Source organism: Alloyangia pacifica, from assembly GCF_900116195.1.
Taxonomy (GTDB): Bacteria; Pseudomonadota; Alphaproteobacteria; order Rhodobacterales; family Rhodobacteraceae; genus Salipiger; species Salipiger pacificus.
Genome location: NZ_FOZW01000003.1, coordinates 420,093 through 439,807, shown reverse-complemented (window position 1 = coordinate 439,807; position 19,715 = coordinate 420,093). Strand labels below are relative to the sequence as shown.

18 protein-coding genes and 1 tRNA gene are annotated in these 19,715 nt (G+C 67.3%); 11 read left to right on the top strand and 8 right to left on the bottom strand.

Going from position 1 to position 19,715, the window contains the following annotated elements; translation table 11 throughout:
* Positions 1–70 precede the first annotated feature (70 nt).
* Complete coding sequence (locus BM397_RS09315; RefSeq protein WP_143015359.1) at positions 71–847, top strand: hypothetical protein; 777 nt, start codon at positions 71–73, stop codon at positions 845–847.
* A gap of 40 nt (positions 848–887) precedes the next feature.
* Here the strand turns inward: BM397_RS09315 and BM397_RS09310 are convergent, their stop codons facing one another.
* The 3 genes from BM397_RS09310 to BM397_RS09300 form a co-directional block, all read right to left on the bottom strand.
* Positions 888–1,094 carry a SlyX family protein gene (locus BM397_RS09310; RefSeq protein ID WP_092423189.1) on the bottom strand — a complete coding sequence of 69 codons (207 nt, stop codon included), beginning with the start codon at positions 1,092–1,094 and terminating at the stop codon, positions 888–890.
* 139 nt (positions 1,095–1,233) lie between these two features.
* Positions 1,234–3,153, bottom strand: coding sequence for a GMC family oxidoreductase (locus tag BM397_RS09305; protein ID WP_143015358.1), 1,920 nt, complete (start codon positions 3,151–3,153; stop codon positions 1,234–1,236).
* Between the two features lie 61 nt (positions 3,154–3,214).
* Positions 3,215–3,667: an Lrp/AsnC family transcriptional regulator gene (locus BM397_RS09300; RefSeq protein WP_092423185.1), complete on the bottom strand. Its 453-nt coding sequence runs from the start codon at positions 3,665–3,667 to the stop codon at positions 3,215–3,217.
* Positions 3,668–3,739: 72 nt separating this feature from the next.
* Between BM397_RS09300 and BM397_RS09295 the strand changes: the two genes are divergently transcribed.
* Entirely contained in the window at positions 3,740–4,333 is a 594-nt protein-coding gene (locus BM397_RS09295) for a LysE family translocator (protein ID WP_092423183.1), read from the top strand.
* A 110-nt stretch (positions 4,334–4,443) separates the two neighbouring features.
* Positions 4,444–5,406 (top strand): acetyl-CoA carboxylase carboxyltransferase subunit alpha, encoded by a 963-nt coding sequence (locus tag BM397_RS09290; protein WP_092423181.1) that lies wholly within the window; start codon positions 4,444–4,446, stop codon positions 5,404–5,406.
* Positions 5,407–6,299: 893 nt separating this feature from the next.
* Here the strand turns inward: BM397_RS09290 and BM397_RS09285 are convergent.
* The 3 genes from BM397_RS09285 to BM397_RS09275 all read right to left on the bottom strand — a co-directional run bounded on the left by BM397_RS09285 (position 6,300) and on the right by BM397_RS09275 (position 8,657).
* On the bottom strand, positions 6,300–7,202 hold the full coding sequence (locus tag BM397_RS09285; protein ID WP_092423179.1) for a DUF1206 domain-containing protein: 903 nt from the start codon (positions 7,200–7,202) through the stop codon (positions 6,300–6,302).
* A 74-nt stretch (positions 7,203–7,276) separates the two neighbouring features.
* Entirely contained in the window at positions 7,277–7,930 is a 654-nt protein-coding gene (locus BM397_RS09280) for a GntR family transcriptional regulator (protein ID WP_092423177.1), read from the bottom strand.
* 34 nt (positions 7,931–7,964) lie between these two features.
* Positions 7,965–8,657 (bottom strand): M48 family metallopeptidase, encoded by a 693-nt coding sequence (locus tag BM397_RS09275; protein ID WP_092423175.1) that lies wholly within the window; start codon positions 8,655–8,657, stop codon positions 7,965–7,967.
* Between the two features lie 105 nt (positions 8,658–8,762).
* Between BM397_RS09275 and BM397_RS09270 the strand changes: the two genes are divergently transcribed.
* The 3 genes from BM397_RS09270 (at position 8,763) to BM397_RS29675 (ending at position 9,830) form a co-directional block, all read left to right on the top strand.
* Positions 8,763–9,080 carry a TIGR02300 family protein gene (locus BM397_RS09270; RefSeq protein WP_092423173.1) on the top strand — a complete coding sequence of 106 codons (318 nt, stop codon included), beginning with the start codon at positions 8,763–8,765 and terminating at the stop codon, positions 9,078–9,080.
* A 164-nt stretch (positions 9,081–9,244) separates the two neighbouring features.
* Positions 9,245–9,320 (top strand) — tRNA-Ala (locus BM397_RS09265).
* 162 nt (positions 9,321–9,482) lie between these two features.
* On the top strand, positions 9,483–9,830 hold the full coding sequence (locus tag BM397_RS29675) for an AAA family ATPase (protein ID WP_245696031.1): 348 nt from the start codon (positions 9,483–9,485) through the stop codon (positions 9,828–9,830).
* Between the two features lie 93 nt (positions 9,831–9,923).
* On the opposite strand, the gene BM397_RS09255 is transcribed toward BM397_RS29675, so the two are convergent.
* Positions 9,924–11,108: an MFS transporter gene (locus BM397_RS09255; protein WP_092423171.1), complete on the bottom strand. Its 1,185-nt coding sequence runs from the start codon at positions 11,106–11,108 to the stop codon at positions 9,924–9,926.
* A gap of 100 nt (positions 11,109–11,208) precedes the next feature.
* Here BM397_RS09255 and BM397_RS09250 point away from each other — a divergent pair, with 100 nt between their 5' ends.
* A complete protein-coding gene (locus BM397_RS09250) occupies positions 11,209–11,805 on the top strand; it encodes a TetR/AcrR family transcriptional regulator (protein ID WP_092423169.1) in 597 nt (198 codons plus the stop codon).
* Positions 11,806–12,012: 207 nt separating this feature from the next.
* Here the strand turns inward: BM397_RS09250 and BM397_RS09245 are convergent, their stop codons facing one another.
* On the bottom strand, positions 12,013–13,284 hold the full coding sequence (locus tag BM397_RS09245) for an NAD(P)/FAD-dependent oxidoreductase (RefSeq protein WP_092423167.1): 1,272 nt from the start codon (positions 13,282–13,284) through the stop codon (positions 12,013–12,015).
* Positions 13,285–13,561: 277 nt separating this feature from the next.
* Here BM397_RS09245 and BM397_RS09240 point away from each other — a divergent pair, with 277 nt between their 5' ends.
* The 4 genes from BM397_RS09240 to BM397_RS09225 all read left to right on the top strand — a co-directional run bounded on the left by BM397_RS09240 (position 13,562) and on the right by BM397_RS09225 (position 19,666).
* The gene (locus tag BM397_RS09240; RefSeq protein WP_092423165.1) at positions 13,562–14,830 is read left to right on the top strand and encodes a flavin-containing monooxygenase; all 1,269 of its coding nucleotides are present in this window, start codon (positions 13,562–13,564) and stop codon (positions 14,828–14,830) included.
* Positions 14,831–14,941: 111 nt separating this feature from the next.
* The gene (locus BM397_RS09235; protein WP_092423163.1) at positions 14,942–16,423 is read left to right on the top strand and encodes an aldehyde dehydrogenase; all 1,482 of its coding nucleotides are present in this window, start codon (positions 14,942–14,944) and stop codon (positions 16,421–16,423) included.
* Positions 16,424–16,489: 66 nt separating this feature from the next.
* Complete coding sequence (locus BM397_RS09230) at positions 16,490–17,431, top strand: LysR family transcriptional regulator (RefSeq protein ID WP_092423161.1); 942 nt, start codon at positions 16,490–16,492, stop codon at positions 17,429–17,431.
* 171 nt (positions 17,432–17,602) lie between these two features.
* Positions 17,603–19,666 (top strand): oxidoreductase, encoded by a 2,064-nt coding sequence (locus BM397_RS09225; protein ID WP_092423159.1) that lies wholly within the window; start codon positions 17,603–17,605, stop codon positions 19,664–19,666.
* The last annotated feature ends 49 nt before the right edge of the window (positions 19,667–19,715 follow it).

The window sequence follows — 19,715 nt, the reverse complement described above, 5'->3', positions numbered from 1 at the left end:
ACAGTTTTTGACCCGCGCGGGGGATCGCGCGGGCGCAGCCCCTCGACGGTCCCTTTCCCGGAGCGCCTTCGTGTCACGACCTCAGACCAGACGCCCGCCCGTGGCGCAGTCGTTGCTCATCTGCCTTGCCCTGCTGGCGCTTGCCGCCTGCGAGACACCGGGCGAGGTGCCGCGCCTGTCGGACGTCGATCTCGATGAAAGCGCCGGGCAGAGCGCGGCGCTGCCCTCCGAAACGGAGTTGTCCGACGCAGGTGGATTTCTCGACAGCCGCGAAACTCCGGCACCCCGTGCAAAGGTACAACCAAAAGGCGGGCTGCTGGGTTGGCTCGGCGGGCAGGCGGCAGCGGTCAAGGGCAACGGTCCCGACGCTCGCGAAGTTACCTTCGGCACCTCCCTTCCCTATGGCGAAATCGCCCGCGTCTGCGGCGTGTCGACGCGCAGGCTCGGCGCGCCCGTGGCGCAATATCCCGAGACCCGCCGGGGTTACGTGCTCTACGACAGCCACCCGGGCAGCAGCAGCGCGCGCGCACTCTACATCACCGGCTTCGACGATGGCTGCGCCCGGCAGGTGACCGGCGCATTGGCGCTCTTCGGCGACCCCGAGTTGCACGAGCAGCTGCGCTACGGGCTGGCCGGGCGCAGCCTGCCGAGGGGCCGGGTCGCAGGCGCCTACGAGGAGGTGAAGGCCGAGGTCTGCGGCGTCTCGGCGGGGCGCCCCTGCGGCCGGGCGATGACGCGGCTCGCCCGCGACACGGCTTTCGTCAGCGTCTACCCGGCCTTCGGCAGCACGTCCTACGTGAACATGCTGCTGCACGGCGGGCAGGTCATCGCCATCGAGCAGCACTGAGGCCGGCCGCCCCTTTCGGGACCCGCCCGACGCCGCCGGTTCAGTAGTGCGGCGGCCTCTCGTCGCCGAGGATCACCCCGCCGCCGCCATCGCTCTCGCGCGCGGCCTCGCGCTCCATCAACATCTGCACCCGGTGCTGCAGCAGGGCGATATCCCGGTCCTGCCTGGCAACGGTCTCGGAGAGATCGTCCACCGCACGCTGCAGATGGGCGATGCGTTCCTGCAGGTCTTCGAGCTGTTCGGGCATGCGGGACTCCTTGCCTCGGGACGAGGAATGGTGGCGAGGTCTGCCCTGCAGATAGGCGGCGCGGCGCGGCTTGTCCATGCCACGGGCCCGGGCCGCCGATCTGAACTGCGGGACATACCAGCGGAACGGAAAGAACAGATCAGCCGGCCCCGGCGGGTTTCACCTCGCGCTCTGGCTCTTCCTGCGGCAGCGCTGCGGGTCGGTCTTCCGTCCCGTCCTCCAGTTCGGTCTCTTCGGCGCCTTCGGGCAGCACGTCCTCGGCGGCCCCCGCCCCGGCGTCGTCAGCAGCCTCGCCGTCAGCAAGCTGCGCCTCATTGACCTCAGCCTGTTCCTCCGCCGCTGTTACTTCGTCTGCCGCTTCGCCTTGATCTGCCTCAGCGGCTTCTGCCGCCTCTGCCGCCTCTGCCGCTTCGATCTCCTCGTCGGTGCGACCGGCATCAGCGAGAATGAACTCCGCTGCACGCAGCGCCGCCGCCATCACCGGTGCCAGCGTGCCTCCGGCCGGCATCTCGGGAAAGATCGAAGCATCGCAGACCCTCAGTCGCTTCACCCCGCGCAGACGCAGCCGCGCGTCCAGCGGGTCAAGCTCGTCGGGGCCCATCGCGCAGGTGCCCACCGCGTGGCAGGCAGAGCGGCTGTAGCGGCGATAGAGGTCGAGGATGTCCTCGTCGCTCTTGGCCCAGGCCGAGATCACCGTCTCGCCTTCGATGAACTCGGCCAGCGCCGGCCGCCGGGCCAGCCCGCGCAGCTTGCGCAGGGTGGCAATGGCGCGCAGGCGGTCGCGCTCGGTGCAGAGGTAGTTGGCCTCGATCCGTGGCGGCATGTCGGGGTCCGGCCCCGCGGCGAAGACGTAGCCGGTGCTTTCGGGCCGCAGAACGTGGCCGGTCAGCCGCATGCCCGGTTCGGTTTCCGGCCGGCCCACGCCCTGTGCCACCTCCAGCGAATAGGCGGCGGCAGTGATCATGATGTCGGGCCGGGCGACGGTTTTCTGCGACTCGACAAAGCCGATCAGTTCCGCACCGCCCCGGCCCAGCGCGCCCTCGCCGGACAGCAGGTAGCGCAGCGCGTTCACCGCGAGCCGCGCGCCGCTGAAGGCCCGGTTGTCGCTGTCGCGCCAATGGCGCAGCCGCCAGTTGGTCGCCAGCATCAGGTGATCGCGCAGACCGCGGCCGATGTTGGGACTGTGATGCTTCGTCTCGATCCCGGCGCGGCGCAGGGCCATACCGTCGCCGATGCCCGAGAGCATCAGGATCTTGGGGGTGATCACCGCACCGGCGCAGAGGATCACCTCGCCGCGGGTACGGAACAGCAGCTGTGCGGTGCCGCGCCGTCCCTCGACGCCATAGGCGCGGCCCTCGTCGGTCAGCACCCGGTCGACGCGCACGCCGGTCTCGATCTGCAGGTTCGGCCGGGTCTTTGCCCCACGCACGAAGGCGGTCCAGGCGGTGACACGTCTGCCCTTGTCGTCGATGGTCCAGGCGGCGGGGCCGAGCCCGTCGGGATCGGCCTCGTTGGGATCGGCGCGCTGGCGCCAGCCGGATTCCGCCCCAGCCTTCATCACAGCCTGCATGAGCGGCCGCAGCGGCTCGGACAGACGCAGGGACACCGGCCCGCCACGGCCGCGCAGTTCGCTACCACCGAAGGCATGGTGTTCAAGTTCGCGCAGCGCGCGCGACATTTCCGGCCAATCCCATTCGGCGCTGCCGGTGGCGCGGGCCATGTGCGCCCAGTCCGCCTCGCCGCCGCGCAGCCAGAGCATCGCGCCGACGGCGCTGGTGCCGCCGGGCATGCGCCCGCGCAGCCAGCGCTCCGCCGGGCCGCGCGGCCCGGGTTCGACGTGGTAGCCATAGACGCGGGTCGGGTCTCGCAACAACCAGGATCGCGCCCCCGGCACGGCGCTCGCCCAATGCCCTCCGGCACCCTTGCCCTCTTCGAGCAGCAGCACCCGGGTGTCGGGATCCGCCGAGAGCCGTTCGGCCAGCACGCTGCCTGCCGCCCCTGCCCCGACGATGATGTAGTCGAACTCGTCCGCCTGCGCCTCGGTCATAATCCGGTCCAAGTCTTCCGTCTTTCCCGGTGCGCCCTGCGGGGCGACCGGTGCCTGCTCGAATCGAACCCGCTCAGGCTCTTTCGTCCTTGGGCGAGCCCATCACCACGTAGGAGGTTATGGCGCTTACCTGCGGCAAGGTGCCGAGAACCTCGGTGTGGAACTCCTTGTAGGCGGCCAGGTCGGTCACCTCTATCCGCAGAAGGTATTCCACGTTCCCGGTAATATTGTGGCACTCCCTGACCTCGGGGGCGCGGGTGATCACCCGCTCGAAGGCAAGCTGCGCCTCCTTGGTGTGCACGCCAAGCCCGACGGTGACATAGGCGACAAATCCGATGCCGGTCTTCTCGGGGCTGAGCACGGCGCGGTAGCCGCGGATCACCCCGGCCTTTTCCAAAGCCGCCACCCGTCGCAGGCAGGCCGAGGCAGACAGCCCCACCCGCTCGGCCAGCGCGAGGTTGCTGATACGCCCGTCCGTCGCAAGAACACGCAATATCCGGTCGTCGATGTAATCAAGGTCGCTCATAAATTGCGATGAGAGCCAAATTACGCCGCAGATTGCAATCTTTCTCCGCGCGAAACCGGCAAGTCTTGCGCCATGACACAGGACCTTCTCCTCGCGCTCGCGACCTTTGCCTTCGTCACGGTGATCTCGCCGGGGCCGAACAACCTCATGCTGCTCGCTTCGGGTGCCAATTTCGGCTTCGGTCGCAGCGTGCCGCATATGCTGGGCGTGGCACTGGGGTTTCCGGCGATGGTGCTGCTGGTAGGGCTCGGTGCCATGCGCGTCTTCGAGGCCTTCCCGATGGTGCGCGGCGCGCTGACGGTCCTGTCGGTGCTGTACATGCTGTGGCTCGCGTGGAAGATCGCCCATGCCGCCGCGCCGGGCGAGGCGAAGGCCGGCGCGCGGCCTATGAGCTTTTTGCAGGCGGCCGCCTTCCAATGGGTCAACCCCAAGGCCTGGTCGATGGCGCTGGGGGCGATCACCCTCTACGCGGTCAGCCGCGATCTGCCCGCGGTACTGCTGGTGGCGGGCACCTATGTCGCCATGGGCGCGATCTCGACCACCACCTGGACGGTGCTCGGCGGCAGCCTGCGGCGGGTGCTGACCAATCCAGCCCGGCTGCGCCTGTTCAACTGGAGCATGGCGGCCCTGCTGATCGCCTCGATGCTGCCGGTGCTGCTGGCCTGACGCCGCTTCCATCTCGCCAGAAGGCCCGCAGATGTGGCAATCGAGCTTGCTTTGTTGCATCCGCGCGCCTTCGAGGCCATATAGGCCGCGACCAACAAGAGTGCCCGAGCATGACGCATTATCTCGACTTTGAAAAACCCCTCGCCGAGATCGAAGGCAAGGCGGAAGAACTGCGCGCCATGGCGCGGAAGAACGAAGAGATGCATGTGGAGGACGAGGCGGCCGCGCTCGACCGCAAGGCCGACGATCTGCTCAAGGATCTGTACAAGAAGCTGACGCCCTGGCGGAAATGCCAGGTGGCGCGGCATCCCGACCGTCCCCATTGCAAAGACTACATCGACGCCCTGTTCACCGAGTACACGCCGCTCGCCGGCGACCGCGGCTTTGCCGATGACCACGCGGTGATGGGCGGGCTTGCCCGTTTCAACGACCGCCCGGTGGTGGTGATCGGCCACGAGAAGGGCAATGACACCCAGTCGCGCATCGAGCGCAACTTCGGCATGGCCCGCCCCGAGGGCTACCGCAAGGCGATCCGCCTGATGGAAATGGCCGACAAGTTCGGCCTGCCGGTGATCACCCTCGTCGACACCCCCGGCGCCTACCCGGGCAAGGGCGCCGAAGAGCGCGGCCAGTCCGAGGCGATCGCCCGCTCGACCGAGAAGTGCCTGCAGATCGGCGTGCCGCTGGTGACCGTGATCATCGGCGAAGGCGGCTCCGGCGGAGCCGTGGCCTTCGCCACCGCCAACCGCGTGGCGATGCTCGAGCATTCGGTCTACTCGGTGATCTCGCCCGAGGGCTGCGCCTCGATCCTGTGGAAGGACGCCGAGAAGATGCGCGAGGCCGCCGAGGCGCTGCGCCTGACCGCGCAGGACCTGCTCAAGCTGGGCGTCGCCGACAAGGTGATCCCCGAGCCGCTGGGCGGCGCGCACCGTGCGCCGCTGGATGCAATCGAGGCAGTTGGCAAGAATATCTCCGCCCTGCTCGAGGAGATGGACGGCATGAAACCGGCCGAGCTGGTCAAGGCACGCCGCCAGAAGTTCCTGTCGATGGGCTCGAAGGGGCTCGCCGCCTAAGACGCTCTTCCTTAGCCAACACTCGAAGCCTCGGAGCGCGGTTCCCGCCGCATTCCGGGGCTTCTTCATGTAAAGGCGGAAGTTGAAGGACGCGGCACAGGATTTTGGAATAGCTCGGATTACTCAGGCCTGCGCCGAACTGATTGAAGGTATTCTTCGAAAACCAAGGTATTTTCTTCTCGCCGCGTTATAGTCAAATTTCAACACCACCTCGATAGCGAACACCCGCCCGCACCCCGAATGTTTAACCTGCTCGTAATTCTTTGACCACCTCATGGCATATTCACAATGGCGGGTCCCCTGAATGAGGATCTTCTATCAATCCTGTATCGCCTACCCACCACACTACACGGAAAAATCTCGCCGAACTTCCTCGGCCGCCGCCTGATCTTCCCCCCATAAGAAACACGTAAATTCGCGCGAAACTTGGAGTTTTCCTAGATTTATCGCGCCTTTTCAAGAGATCAGGGGGACACTCTCCTCCGGCGTCTGCACTTGACGCTCTCATCGGAATATCCCGATATGGCCGAAATTTGACTTATATCCACGCTCAACCATCTCTCGACAACTGACTGATTGGCAAAAACCTTTGGCGCATATGGATATAAACAGCGCCCGAAATTTTCCATAAAGACCTCGATAGGCCCTAAAATCCTCACCCCCGCCCCCCAAACAAGCCAGATTTCAAATTTCCGACCCAAATTGCTTGGCGATCCCGTTCCGGAATTGCGCCATGCTGGCTTACCCGGGCCCGCAAAGGCACCGACTCTCGCCACATGAACTCCGACGCAACCTGCTGGCAGGGAGTCTTTTTTCGGCGCAGTTCATGCGATGCGTGACCGCATGAACGACCGGGGATCATCGCGGATGCGCGGGCGGGATGCGCCTTGCCCTCAGGACGCCGCATTCTCAGCCGCGGCGCGCAGACGCGCGCCGACCGACTCGATGCCACGGTCAGCAGCCTTCGGAATGATCCGGTAGCCCGCATTGACGAAGCAGAAGAGCGCGAAGCCCAGCAGGCCGAGGCACAGCAGCCCCACCAGAACCCGGCCGTAGACCTGACCCTGCAGCCAGTCGAAGGCACTCCCCAGTCCACCTGCCTCGGAGGCATTGGCTTGCAGCGCGGCATAGCAGATCAGCATACCGATGATGCCGATCACCACGCCCTGCGCCGCGAGACCGGCCTTCAGCGCCCCGTTCATATGGGTGGTGAAACGGTTGGCACGCAGATGGTTGCGATACTCTTCCTTATAGGCCTTATGCAGGTAATAGCCCCCTGCCCCGACGGTGAGCAGCCCCGCGACGCCCACAGCGAGTTGGCCGCCGGGGCTCTGGAGCACCGTGTCGAGCATCTGCCTCCCGCTGCTGCCGCCGCTACGCCCCACGAGCAGGGTCACCGCGAGGCCGCCGATGCCGAGATGCGCCGCGCCGGTGACCAGCATGCCCGCGCGGGCGATCAGTCCCTTGGCGCCGCGCCCGTAGGCCTCGAGGTCCCAGATGCAGTCGACCAGACGCCAGACCGCATAGGCGAACATGCCAAGCGCAATGAGCACGATCACCGCCGTGCCCCAGCCGCCCTGCAGGCTCTGCATCGCTTCCGAGGTGCCCTCGGCCTGCCCACCGTGCAGGATCGACCAGAGCGAGACACCCGCCACCACGAGGTAGACCAGCCCGCGCCCCGCGTAGCCGGCGCGCATCACCGGAATCGACCAGGCGAAATCCTCGGGGTTCACATCCTCGAGCCGGCGGGCGCGGCGCGAGTCAGGCTGCAGCGAAAGCGAGTCGGCGAGGGTCATGGCGGGCTCCGGGGCTGGCTGAGAGATATCCCCTCAATGCCCCTGCCCCCCTCCCGGTTCCCCGCCGGTCTGTGTCAGGTGGCAAGCATCCGCAGCCCCTGCGTGACGTCCGAGCGCACCGCCAGCCGCAGTCCCGGCTCGTCCCCGGCCTTCAGCGCCGCGATCATCAGCCTGTGATACTGCGGTGCCTCGGTGCGACGGAGACGGCCGTAGAGCTTGCGCATGGTGGGCCCGAGCTGCAGCCAGACGGTTTCGGTCATCGCCAGCATCGCGGGCGCCTGCGCGCGCAGATAGAGCGTGCGGTGGAACTCGAGGTTGGTGCGGATGTAGCCCACCGCGTCGCGCGCCTGGATCATCTCGGAGATCGTGCCGTTGATCGTCTGCAGCCGGTCGATCAGCGCCATATGCGCCCGCGGCAGCGCGCGCGAGGCCAGTTCGACCTCGATCAGCGCCCGCAGCGCCGCAAGCTCCTCGATCCGCTCGTTCGACAGTTCCGGCGTCGAGACCCGGCCGGAGGAGGACATCGACAGCGCGCCCTCGGCGACCAGCCGGTTGATCGCTTCGCGCGCGGGGGTCATCGAGACGTCGAACTCGCGGCCGATGCCGCGCAGGGTGAGCGACTCTCCCGGCGCGATCTGCCCCAGCATGATGCGCTGGCGCAGCCCGCGGTAGACGCGCTCGTGGGCGGAAAGGACGATGTCGGACGTACGGGGCTGGGGCTGGATCATGATCCGCGCAATCTCCGCTGTGGCGCGCGCCGCGTCAATCGCCGAAACGGTAGCGGTGCAGCGAAGCGCCCTCGTCGCGCAGCCAGCGCCGCGCCGGTCGCCAGTCACCGTAGAGCTGCTCCACCACCGCCCAGAAGGCCGGGGAGTGGTTCATCTGCGCCAGATGCGCCACCTCGTGCGCCGCCACGTAATCGAGCACCTCGGGCGGTGCCATGACCAGCCGCCACGAATACATCAGGCCGCCCTCGGCGGTGCAGGAGCCCCAACGCGAGCGCGTGTCGCGCAGCGTCAGCCGGCTGTAGGGTAGCCCCAGCGCGGCGGAATGGCGGTCCGAGGCCTCGGCCAGCCGATCGCGCGCCTCGGCGCGCAGCCAGCCCATGAGCCGTGCGGGCACCTGCTCGGCTGCTCCTGGCACTTCCAGCGCGTCACCGTGGCAGCGGACGCTGCGCCCCTGACCCGCGCGAATTTCATGCGCCCGTCCCTCGAAGGGCAACCGCGCGCCGAGCCCCACCGCCACATCCGCGCCGCGGCTTTCGAGGTGGCCGCGCAGCCAGCCTTCCTTCTCGCGCAGGAAGCCGATCGCCTCCGCCTCGGGCAGCCGCCGCGGCAGCGTCAGCGTCACCCTGCCGTCGAGCTGCGACAGCCGCAGCGACAACCGTCGCGCCTGCGCCGAGCGGCGCAGGGTGATCGAGATCGGCGGATTGCCTGGAAGGGTTATCTGCCCCATTTCTGCGCCTCTGGACTGCATTGGCCAAAAGTTTTGACACTGCCCCTGTGTTATGGCAGAGGCTGCAGATTGTCGACCGTACAAGCCAGCTGAAGGGGACCACCCATGCCCAAAGAAGAATGGGGCACGAAGCGCGTCTGCCCGACCACCGGGAAGCGTTTCTACGACCTGAACAAGGATCCGATCGTCTCGCCGTACACCGGTGAGGTGCTGACACTCGATACCGGCAAGCGCACCATGCTGTCGGCAGACCAGCCCGATGGCGCCCCGCGTCGTGCCCAGACCGAGGAGTCGGAAGACGTCGATCTGCTGGAAGATGATGTCGAAGTCGAACTCGACGACGATGATGTTCTCGACGACGACGAGGACGACAACGTGTCGCTCGACGAGATCACCGACGTCCCCGGGGATGACGACGAGTAAGCTTTCGAGTTTTTTCTGCGGGCGGTGATTTTTTCGCTTGAACCCGCCCGCAGCATCCCATAGATCACGCCGCACAGCGCCGGAGACGGCGCGGCGGACACCGCTCCGGACCAAAGCCGAAAGGCCCCGCAGGGCAGACGGACAAGGCGACGAGCACCGCGATTGGGGCCTTAGCTCAGCTGGGAGAGCGCCTGATTTGCATTCAGGAGGTCAGGAGTTCGATCCTCCTAGGCTCCACCAATCCTCCTTTGAAAAGCACCAGATAGTTCTGCCTTTTTGGTCACAGGACTTGCCTCTGCCGCGCAGACTGGTGCTGTTTTCCCTGTGAAAATCCATGCTGCTTTGATCCGCGCCTTTCGGAGCGTCGATCGCTGCGCAGCCCTTCCCCTGGCAAACCCAAGGATGGCCCATGAGCGACCATTTCTTCGTCCTGAGGGGCGGTCTTGGGTCGCGGGCAAGACCAGCCTGATCACCGAACTCGCCCGACGCGGCCTTCACACAATCCCCGAATCCGGCCGCGCGATCATTCGCGAGGGGACGCAGAGCGGCGGAGACGCCCTCCCCTCGGCGGGTCGCATGGCCAAGCCAACAAGGACCACACTGCGCAGGTGTCGTTTTCCGACGGCCGAAGCATGGGCCTCTCCTGAAATTGGAGGGACCGGAGCCCGGCGCCGGGCAAACGCCACATTTTCAGAGCCGTCGCCCTTTCGCCGCGCCAATCGGGATTTCTCTGCGCCCGGGGTCCGATAGCCAGAGCCGCCCCCCCGCCTGTCCCGGATGCGGGTCACAAAAAAAAGGCCGGAGCGGATGCCCCGGCCCTCGCTGTGCACACCTCTGCAACGCTCAGGCGCGGGCAAAGCCTCCGTTGCGCTCGCGGAAGATCGCCACAGCAAGCACCGCCCCCAGCAGCGCGGCCGCCGCGAAGACAAGGAAGGCCAGATGGAACCCGCCTGCGGCGATCAGCGGCTGTGTCAGGATCGGCGAGATGAACTGACCAATGAAGAGGCTGAAGGTCAGCGCGCCCGAGGCCATGCCGTGGTGCCGCATCGGCACCGCATCCAGCGTGGAGTTCAGCAGCGTCGGCACGATCAGACCCGGCCCCATGCCCACCAGGAGCGAGGCCGCGGCAATCATCGGCACCAGTTGCACGTAGCTGATCATCAAGAAGCCCGCAGCCAGCATGAAAAACCCCGCGCCCAGCACGCCGCCGCGGCCCAGCACCGCGCGCAGCCTGGGATAGACCATGGCGACTGCGCCCGCCGCGAAGGTCACGCAGACCATCATCATCGCGGCGGTGCTGGGGTCCGTGTGGCCAAGCTCTCGCAGGTAGAAGGCGATCTGCGTCGGCAGGATGTAGAAGGTGGCGAAGGTCAGCGCCAGCAGCGCGAGCGCGAGCGCCAGCACCGTCTGCCAGCCGTCCTGCCCCTGCGCGGTCGGGTGGCTGCCATCCTCATGGGAATGGCTCTTCGGCTCATCGAGGCAGAGGTAGAGGATCGGCAGGTAGATCAGCCCGGTGAGATAGAGCGCGAAGGGATAGAAGGACGAGTGGTTCGCCAACTGCCCGGCCGTGGCGATGAAGATCAGCCCGCCGAAGTTGATGAAGCTCATCTGCAGGCCCATGAACCTGCCGCGTTCGGGGCCATGGAAGTACTGCGCAACCAGTGCCGTCATCGCGGTCATCAGCATGGCAACGCTGACGCCCAGGATCAGGCGGGTTGCCAGCAGCACGGGCAGCGTCGGAGCCCAGAGCCCGGCGCTGCCGGCGAGCCCGAACAGCGCGGCACCGGCGATCAGCATCGCCTTGCGGCCGACGCGGTCGACAAGCAGCCCCGCGAAGGGCGCGATCACCGCGACGGTCAGCGAGGGGGCGGTGATCAGCAGGCGGGTGAGCAGCTCCGCATTGGGGGTCGCGGCGAAATAGGCCGCGATCCCCGGCAGGCCCGGACTGATGATTGCATTCGACATGACCGTCAGCGTGGCAGCAAGAAGCAACGCGACGGCACGGCGGTCCTTCAGAAGAGAACCCATGGGCGGTACCTGCGGATTTGGGGGAATTACAATTTACAAAATCTGTAACTTGTAAGATGAAGACATTCAAGCGGGCAAAGTGACGTTGGGGCCGATATCGATGCCGAGAACAGGACTGGCTCCGGAAGAGCTGAAGCGACGCGCGGTCGAGGTGGCCAATCAGCGCATCAAGACGGTGGGGTACAGCAAACTGCGCGTCACCGATGTCGCGGCCGAACTGGGGGTGAGCCATGCGGCGCTCTACGCGCATTTCTCGGGCAAGGCCGAGATCCTGGACGCGGTGGTCGGCCACTGGCTGGACATGGCGCAGGAGGAGTTGCGCGCCGCCGTCTCGGGTCCCGGCACCCCGGAGCAGCGGCTGGAAAACTGGCTGATCCAGCGGCTTCGCCTGAAACGCCAGGCGGCGCTGAAGGACCCCGAACTCTACGAGGCCTATTGCCAGGCCACCGACCGCTTGCGCGAGGTGGTGCTGCGGCACAAGGCGCTCTGGCGCGACCAGATCGCCATGCTGCTGACCCAGGCAATCCCCGACCTGAAGGACCCCGCCCATGCCGCGCGGCTGGTCCAGTCGGCGATGTACGGCTTCAACCATCCCCGGCTGGTGCTGGAATACCTCGATACCGAGGCCGAGATGATCGAAGACCGGTTGCGCGATGTCCTGCACACGCTGATCGCAGGACTGCGCAGCATATCCTGAAGCGCCCGAGCGCACCGCGCCAAGGTCAGGGATGGCCCCGGGTCCACCAAGCGGGGTCGGATGGCGGGTCGGTTTCACAGCGACCCAACCGCTCGGCCCCCGCCCAGCACTGCTCACCCTGACCCGCCGGCGGCACCCGAGCGGCGGAAAGCCGTCAAGGGCGCGCTCTAAGACCCACGGCAGCCGAAATCTGCGCAGCTTCCCGGTTCAGCGATCCAGCCTGTCGCGCAGCCGGTAGTAGTGGATCGCGATCCCGCCGTAGACCGGATGCAGCCCATGCAGGGGCAGCGACCGGATGCGTGTGTCGGCAGGTATCGGCAGCGGGGTGCCCCGCGCCAGATGTGCCGCCATCGCCTGGCCCAATGCCACCGAAAGCGCCACGCCCCGGCCATTGAAGCCGGTTGCCGCCAGTAGCCCCGGCGCCGGCGCGCAGAGGCGGATGCGGTGGTCAGGCGTCATCGCCACTCGGCCGAACCAGCGGTGCGAGACCTTGAACCCGGGACCATAGAGCGCCGCCAGCTCTGCCTCGAGTGCCGCGAAGTCCGACGCGCGGCGCGGTTCGGAGAAGCTGCCCCTGCCGCCGATCATCAGGCGGTTTTCGGGGCCGATGCGGAAATAGGTGCCGACCCGCCGGATCTCTGAGGCGCAGGCGCCGCCCGGCAGGACGCGCGAGAGCTGCTCGTCCGAAAGCGGCTCCGTCGCGATCTGGAAGCTGTGCGCCGGCACAACCGCGCGCGCCAGCGCCCTGTCGAGCGTGCCGGGTGTGTAGGCGTTGGTCGCCAGCACCACCCGGTCAGCCGTGACCTCGGGTCCTGCCGCGAGGCGCGCCCGCCAGCCGCCCTGTGCCCGCTCAAGCGTCTCGACGGGCGATCCGGCGTAAAGCCGCGCCCCGGCCCTGCGCGCTGCCTCTGCCAGCCCATAGGCGAGCTTCAGCGGATGCAGCTTGCCCGCCCGCCGGTCCAGCCAGCCGCCCTGGAAACCGCGCGCCCCGGTCGCCCGCGCCATGCCCGCCGCATCCAGCCAGTCCACATCCGCCCCCCGCGCCTGCCATTGCGTCATGCGCGCCCGCAGCCCCGCGAGGTGCACCCGCTTGTTGCCCGCCTGGATCCAACCGCCGCGCTCGGCATCGCAATCGATACCCAGCCGCTCCACCAGCGCAAAGAGCGTGTCCGCCGTGCGCCCCGCGAACTCGGTCGCCTGCGGACCCCAGAGCGCGTCGAGCACGTCGGGATCATCCTTCAGCCCGGGGATCACCTGCCCGCCGTTGCGGCCCGAGGCGCCGAAGCCGGCCTGCTCGGTCTCGAGCAGCATGACGTCCACCCCGGCTTCGGCGAGATGCAGCGCGGTCGAGAGCCCCTGGAAGCCGCCGCCGATCACCAGCACGTCGGCGCGGGCGCTCTCGCGCAGCGGCGGCAGGACGGGCGCAGCGGGCGCGGTCGCCGCCCAGATCGATTGCAGGTTCAGCGGGCTGGCGGTCATTCTCGGCTCCGTCGCACTTGGGTAGGGCGCGCAACGCGCCCCTAGGGCCGGATTTGCGCCGCCGTCACAGAAGCTTCCCAGACCGCCACCGGTCAAGAGCCGTCATGCGCCAGCGCTCTCCACGCCGGACAGCTTACGCCAAATCCGCCAGCGGAACACGCACCTTGCTTAGGCTAAAACTACGCCATGATGACGGAGGATATTCTTTTATCTCATCCAATGCCGGGTCACCTTCGCCACGGAATTGACGCAGCGCACCGTTGGAAAGGATGCTCCCATGCCCGTTGAAACGACCGAAGTCCTGGTGATCGGAGCCGGACAGGCCGGTATCGCCGCCAGCGAGCACCTGGGGGCCCACGGCATCCCTCATGTCGTGCTGGAGCGCAGCCGCATCGCCGAGCGCTGGCGCTCGGAACGCTGGGACTCGCTGGTCGCCAACGGCCCCGCCTGGCACGATCGCTTCCCGGGACTGGAATTCTCTGGCGATCCCGATGCCTTCGTGCCCAAGGAACAGGTCGCCGACTATTTCGAGGCCTACGCGAAGAAGATCGACGCCCCGGTGCGCTGCGGCGTCGAGGTAACCCGCGTGACCCGGCTTTCCGGTCGCCCCGGCTTCCGCGTCGAGACCAGCGCGGGGACAATCGAGGCGGGCAATGTGATCTCGGCCACCGGTGCCTTCCAAACCCCGTCGATACCGCCGCTGGTGCCGGAGACCACCGGGCTGACGCAGATGCATTCCAGCCAGTATCGAAATCCCGGCCAGCTGCCCGAGGGCGCGGTGCTGGTGGTCGGCGCGGGCTCCTCCGGCGTGCAGATCGCCGACGAGTTGCTCGCCGCCGGGCGCAAGGTCTACCTTTCGGTCGGCCCGCACGATCGCCCTCCGCGCGCTTACCGGGGCCGTGATTTCGTCTGGTGGCTGGGCGTGCTGAACAAATGGGACGCCGAGGCCAACCCTTCCTCCGAGCACACCACCATCGCCGTCAGCGGCGCCCATGGCGGCCACACGGTGGATTTCCGCAAGCTCGCCGCGCGCGGCATGACGCTCCTTGGCCGGACCGAGGCCCACGAGAACGGCACCATGCGCTTTGCCCCCGATCTGGCGGCGAATGTCGCCGCCGGTGATGCCAACTACATCTCGCTGCTCGACGAGGCCGATGCCTATGTCGCGGCCAACGGGCTCGACCTGCCCGAGGAACCGGCGGCCCGCGACATCGGCGCGGATCCGGCCTGCATGACCGACCCGATCCGCACGCTCGATCTGGCGGACGCGGGCATCACCACGATCCTCTGGGCCACGGGCTTCACCAGCGACTACGGCTGGCTGCAGGTGGACGCGCTGGACGCGGCGGGCAAGCCCCGCCACCAGCGCGGCGTCTCCTCGGCCCCGGGCGTCTACTTCCTCGGCCTGCCCTGGCAGACCCGGCGTGGATCGTCCTTTATCTGGGGCGTCTGGCACGACGCGAAATACGTCGCCGACCATATCGCCAAGCAGCGCGGCTACCTCGCCTATGCGCCGGCGGCACAGCCTGCGCCCGAGATGGCCTGAGCCCCGACCCCCGACATGACCCGCGCCCGGAAGGCCCCTGCCTTCCGGGCGAACTGCCGTCCGCCCAATGCCGCCCGACAGGGCCGAAAGACCGCCCCCTGGAGACCCAAGATGCAGACCCTCTCTCACTACACCTCCCGCGCCGCCGCGCTGAACTTCCGCACAGAGGCTTGGATCGACGGGCGCTACGTGCCCGCCGCCTCCGGTGCGCGCTTCGAGACCGTCAACCCCGCCACAGCCGAGGTTCTGACCGATGTCGCACGTGGCGGCGCCGAGGATATCGACCGCGCCGTGGCCGCCGCCCGGCGCGCCTTTGACGACCGCCGCTGGGCCGGCAAGACGCCGGGCGAGCGCAAGGAAGTGCTGCTGCGCCTCGCCACCCTGCTGCGCGAGAACCTCGAGGAATTCGCGCTTCTGGACACGCTCGACATGGGCAAACCGATCTGGGAGACGGTCAACGTCGATGCCCCCGGCTCGGCGCATTTCTTCCAGTGGCACGCCGAGGCGATCGACAAGCTCTATGACGAGGTCGCCCCGACCGGCGGGCGCGATCTGGCGCTGATCCGCCGCGTGCCGCTCGGCGTCGTCGGCGCGGTGGTGCCGTGGAATTTCCCGCTCGACATGGCGACATGGAAGCTCGCCCCGGCGCTCGCGGCGGGCAACTCGGTGGTGCTGAAACCCGCCGAGCAATCGCCGCTCTCGGCGCTGCGCCTCGCCGAGCTTGCCGCCGAGGCGGGGCTGCCCGATGGCGTGCTCAACGTGGTGCCGGGCTTCGGCGAGGACGCGGGCCAAGCGCTCGGCCGTCACCCGGACGTCGACTGCCTCGTTTTCACCGGCTCCACCGAGGTCGGCAAGATGTTCCAGCGCTATGCCGGCGAGAGCAACATGAAGCAGGTCTGGCTGGAGACCGGCGGCAAGAGCCCGAACCTGATCTTCGCCGATGCCGATCTCGAGGCCGCCGCCGACAAGGCCGCCTTCGGCATCTTCTTCAATCAGGGCGAGGTCTGCTCGGCCAACTCGCGGATGCTGGTGCATGAGAGCATCGCCGAGGAGATGATCGCGCGCATGAAGACCCGCGCCGAGGCCATCGTGCCGGGCAACCCGCTCGACCCCGAGACCAAGATGGGCGCCATGGTCGATGCCCGCCACGCCGAGCGCGTCGCCGGGTTCCTCGCCTCGGGCAAGCAGGACAGCCGCCTGATCGCGGGCGGCGAGCGGCTGACGCTGGGCGGCTCGGACGCCTTCATCCAGCCGACGGTCTTTGCCGATGTTCCGCGCGACGCGCGTATCGCCCGTGAGGAAATCTTCGGCCCGGTGCTGGCGATCCAGACCTTCAAGGACGACGCCGAAGCCATCGCCATCGCCAATGACAGCGTCTACGGCCTCGCCGCCTCGGTCTGGACCCGCGATCTCAGCCGCGCCATGGCGGTGTCGGACGCGCTGGTGGCGGGCACGGTCTCGGTCAATACCGTCGATGCACTCTCGGCCATGACCCCCTTCGGCGGGATGAAGCAGTCGGGCTTTGGCCGCGACCTGTCGATCCACTCCTTCGACAAGTATTCCGCGCTGAAGACCGTCTGGATCAGCTACTGAGGGTGCTGGCGCAACGGGACGGGGTGCATTAGGGAGAACCTTACGCACCCCATCCCGGAGAAAGCCATGCCCTTACGCTTTACCCTGCGCCAGATGGAATATTTCGTCGCCGTGGGCGAGTGCGGCTCGATCGCGCTCGCCGCCGAGAAGGTGAACGTGTCTTCGCCATCGATCTCAGCGGCGATTTCGCAACTGGAGGCCGAGTTCGGCCTGCAGCTCTTCATCCGCCGCCACGCCCACGGCCTGTCGCTGACCCAGGGTGGCGCACGCTTCATGACCGTGGCGAAGGAACTGCTCGACAAGGCAGCATCCCTCGGCGACCTGGCGAACGACATTTCCGGGCAGGTGCGCGGGCCGCTCAACGTCGGCTGCCTGCTGACCTTCGCCCAGATCGTCCTGCCGCAACTGCGCCGCAGCTTCGTCGACGCCTGGCCCGAGGTCGAGTTCCGCCAGTTCGAGCGCGACCAGCAGGAGCTCTTCGACGCGCTGCGCTCGGCGCGTATCGACGTGGCACTGACCTACGATCTGAACGTGCCCGCCGACCTCGAGTTCATCCCGCTGATCGAATTGCCGCCCTTCGCCCTCGTGCACGAGGCACACGAGCTGGCACATCTCGACAGCGTCACCCCCGCCGAGCTGGCCGACTACCCGATGGTGCTGCTCGACCTGCCGATGAGCGGCGACTATTTCCTGTCGTTCTTCACCAAACTCGGCATCACCCCAATGATCGCCGAACGCACCCGCGACATCGCGGTGATGCGCTCTCTGGTGGCCAATGGCTTCGGCTACGGCATGGGCAATACCCACCCGGCGACCGAGCTTGCACCCGATGGCCGCCGCCTGCGCTTCATCCCGATGACCGGCCCGGTCCGCAGCCTCAACCTCGGGCTGCTGATGAGCGAAGGCGCGCGGGGCTCGCGCACGGTGCGCGCCTTCATCGAGCATGCACAGGCCGAGATCACCGATGTCCGTGCTCCCGGTCTGCAGGTCCGGCCCAAGGGTGCATGAAACGGCATTTCACCCAGGTTTCGGAAACGCATATTTCCTTGGCATAAAGCCGCTTTAATCAGCTATTAGTCTGAGCCTAATTCAAGCTTCCGGAAGGTATAATTTACTCGAAGCCCGCACCAAACGATCAACACTCCAGCCCGGCAACCACGAGCCGCCAAGGAGAAGACGGTGCGCAATCCCAGCTACGACATCCTTTTCGAACCCGCCAAGATCGGCCCGCTGACCGCGAAGAACCGCTTCTACCAGGTGCCGCATTGCAACGGCGGCGGCTATCGCGATCCGTCGGCGGTTGCCGAGATGCGCGGCATCAAGGCCGAGGGCGGCTGGGGCGTGATCTTCACCGAGCAGACCGAGATGCACCACACCTCGGAAATCACCCCCTTCATCGAGCAGCGCCTCTGGGACGACGCCGACATCCCGGCGCTGCGCCGCATGTCCGACGCGATGAAATCCCAGGGCGCTCTGGCGGGCATCCAGCTGGCCTACTCGGGGATCAACGGCCCGAACCTCTACACCAAGGAGGTGCCGCTCGCCCCCTCGGCGCTGCCGATCCGCACCTTCACCAACGACCCGGTGCAGGCCCGCGCGATGGACAAGACCGACATACGCGATCTCCGCCGCTGGTTCGTCAATGCCGCCAAGCGCTCGAAGATCGCCGGCTTCGACCTGATCTGCCTCTATGGCGCGCATGGCTTCGGCATCTTCCAGCACTTCCTGTCGCGCGCCACCAACCAGCGCACCGACGAATACGGCGGCTCGCTGGAGAACCGCGCCCGCTTCGTCAACGAGGTGATCGCCGACATGCGCGACGCCGTCGGCGACACCATGGGCATCACCCTGCGCGTCAGCCTCGACGAGACCATCGGCCAGCTCGGTTTCTCCAACGCCGAGGTGCGCGAGTTCATCGAGATGAACGCAGACCTGCCCGACCTTTGGGATCTGGCGCAGGGCACGTGGGAGGATTGCTCGGGTCCGTCGCGCTTCAAGGAAGAGGCGGCGCAGGAGGTGCTGGTCAACGGCATCCGCGAGCTGACCTCGAAGCCGGTGGTCGGTGTCGGCCGCTTCACCTCGCCCGACGTCATGGCGCGACTGGTGAAGCAGGGCGTGCTCGACTTCATCGGCTGCGCCCGCCCGTCGATCGCCGACCCCTTCCTGCCAAAGAAGATCGAGGAAGGCCGCATCGAGGACATCCGCGAGTGCATTGGCTGCAACATCTGCATCACCGGCGACATGACCATGTCGATCAGCCGCTGCACGCAGAACCCGACCTTCATGGAAGAGTGGCGCAAGGGCTGGCACCCCGAGAAGATGAACACCAAGGGCGACAGCTCCAACGTGCTCATCGTCGGCGGCGGCCCCGCCGGTCTGGAAGCGGCGCGCGCGCTCAGCCTGCGCGGCTATGATGTGGCGCTGGCCGAGGCGGGCACCGAGCTGGGCGGCCGCGTCGCCCGCGAGCGGCTGCTGCCGGGGCTTTCCGCCTGGGGCCGCGTGGCCGACTACCGCACCTACCAGCTGTCGCAGCGCCCGAATGCCGAAACCTATTTCGACAGCCGCCTCACAGCGCAGGACATCCTCGAGTTCGGCTTCGAGAACGTCTGCATCGCCACCGGCGCGCATTGGCGTGCCGATGGCGTGTCGCGCCAGCACGTGGTGCCGATGCCCGCCGATCCGGCCATGCCCGTGTTCACGCCAGACGACATCATGGCCGGCAGGCTGCCCAATGGCGAGGTCGTGCTTTTCGACGACGACCACTACTACATGGGCGGCGTCATTGCCGAGCTGCTGGCCAAGGCCGGTTGCACAGTGACCTTCGTCACCCCCTCGGCCTACGTCTCGGACTGGACGCTGAACACGCTCGAACAGGCGGCGATCCACCGCCGTCTCGTCGAGGCGGGCATAAAGATCGTGCTCAACACCGGCATCGCCGAACTGAAGGCAGGCGAGGTGGTGACCGAATGCACCTACACCGGCCAGACCTCGGCCATCGGCTGCGAGGCCGTGGTGATGGTCGCCTCCCGCATCTCGGATGATGCGCTCTACCACGAGCTGAAGGCGCGCGAGGCCGATTGGGCCGACGCCGGCATCAAGTCGGTCAAGCTGATCGGCGATGCCGCCGCCCCCGGCCCGATCGCCTGGGCCACCTACGCCGGCCACCGCTACGCCCGCGAGCTCGACATGCCCGACATCGGCGACGCGCTTCCGTTCCGCCGCGAGGTCACACAGCTCGCCTAACCCCCGTCCGGCGCCGGAGGGGAGGCCGGCGCCGGGCCCCAGACACAGG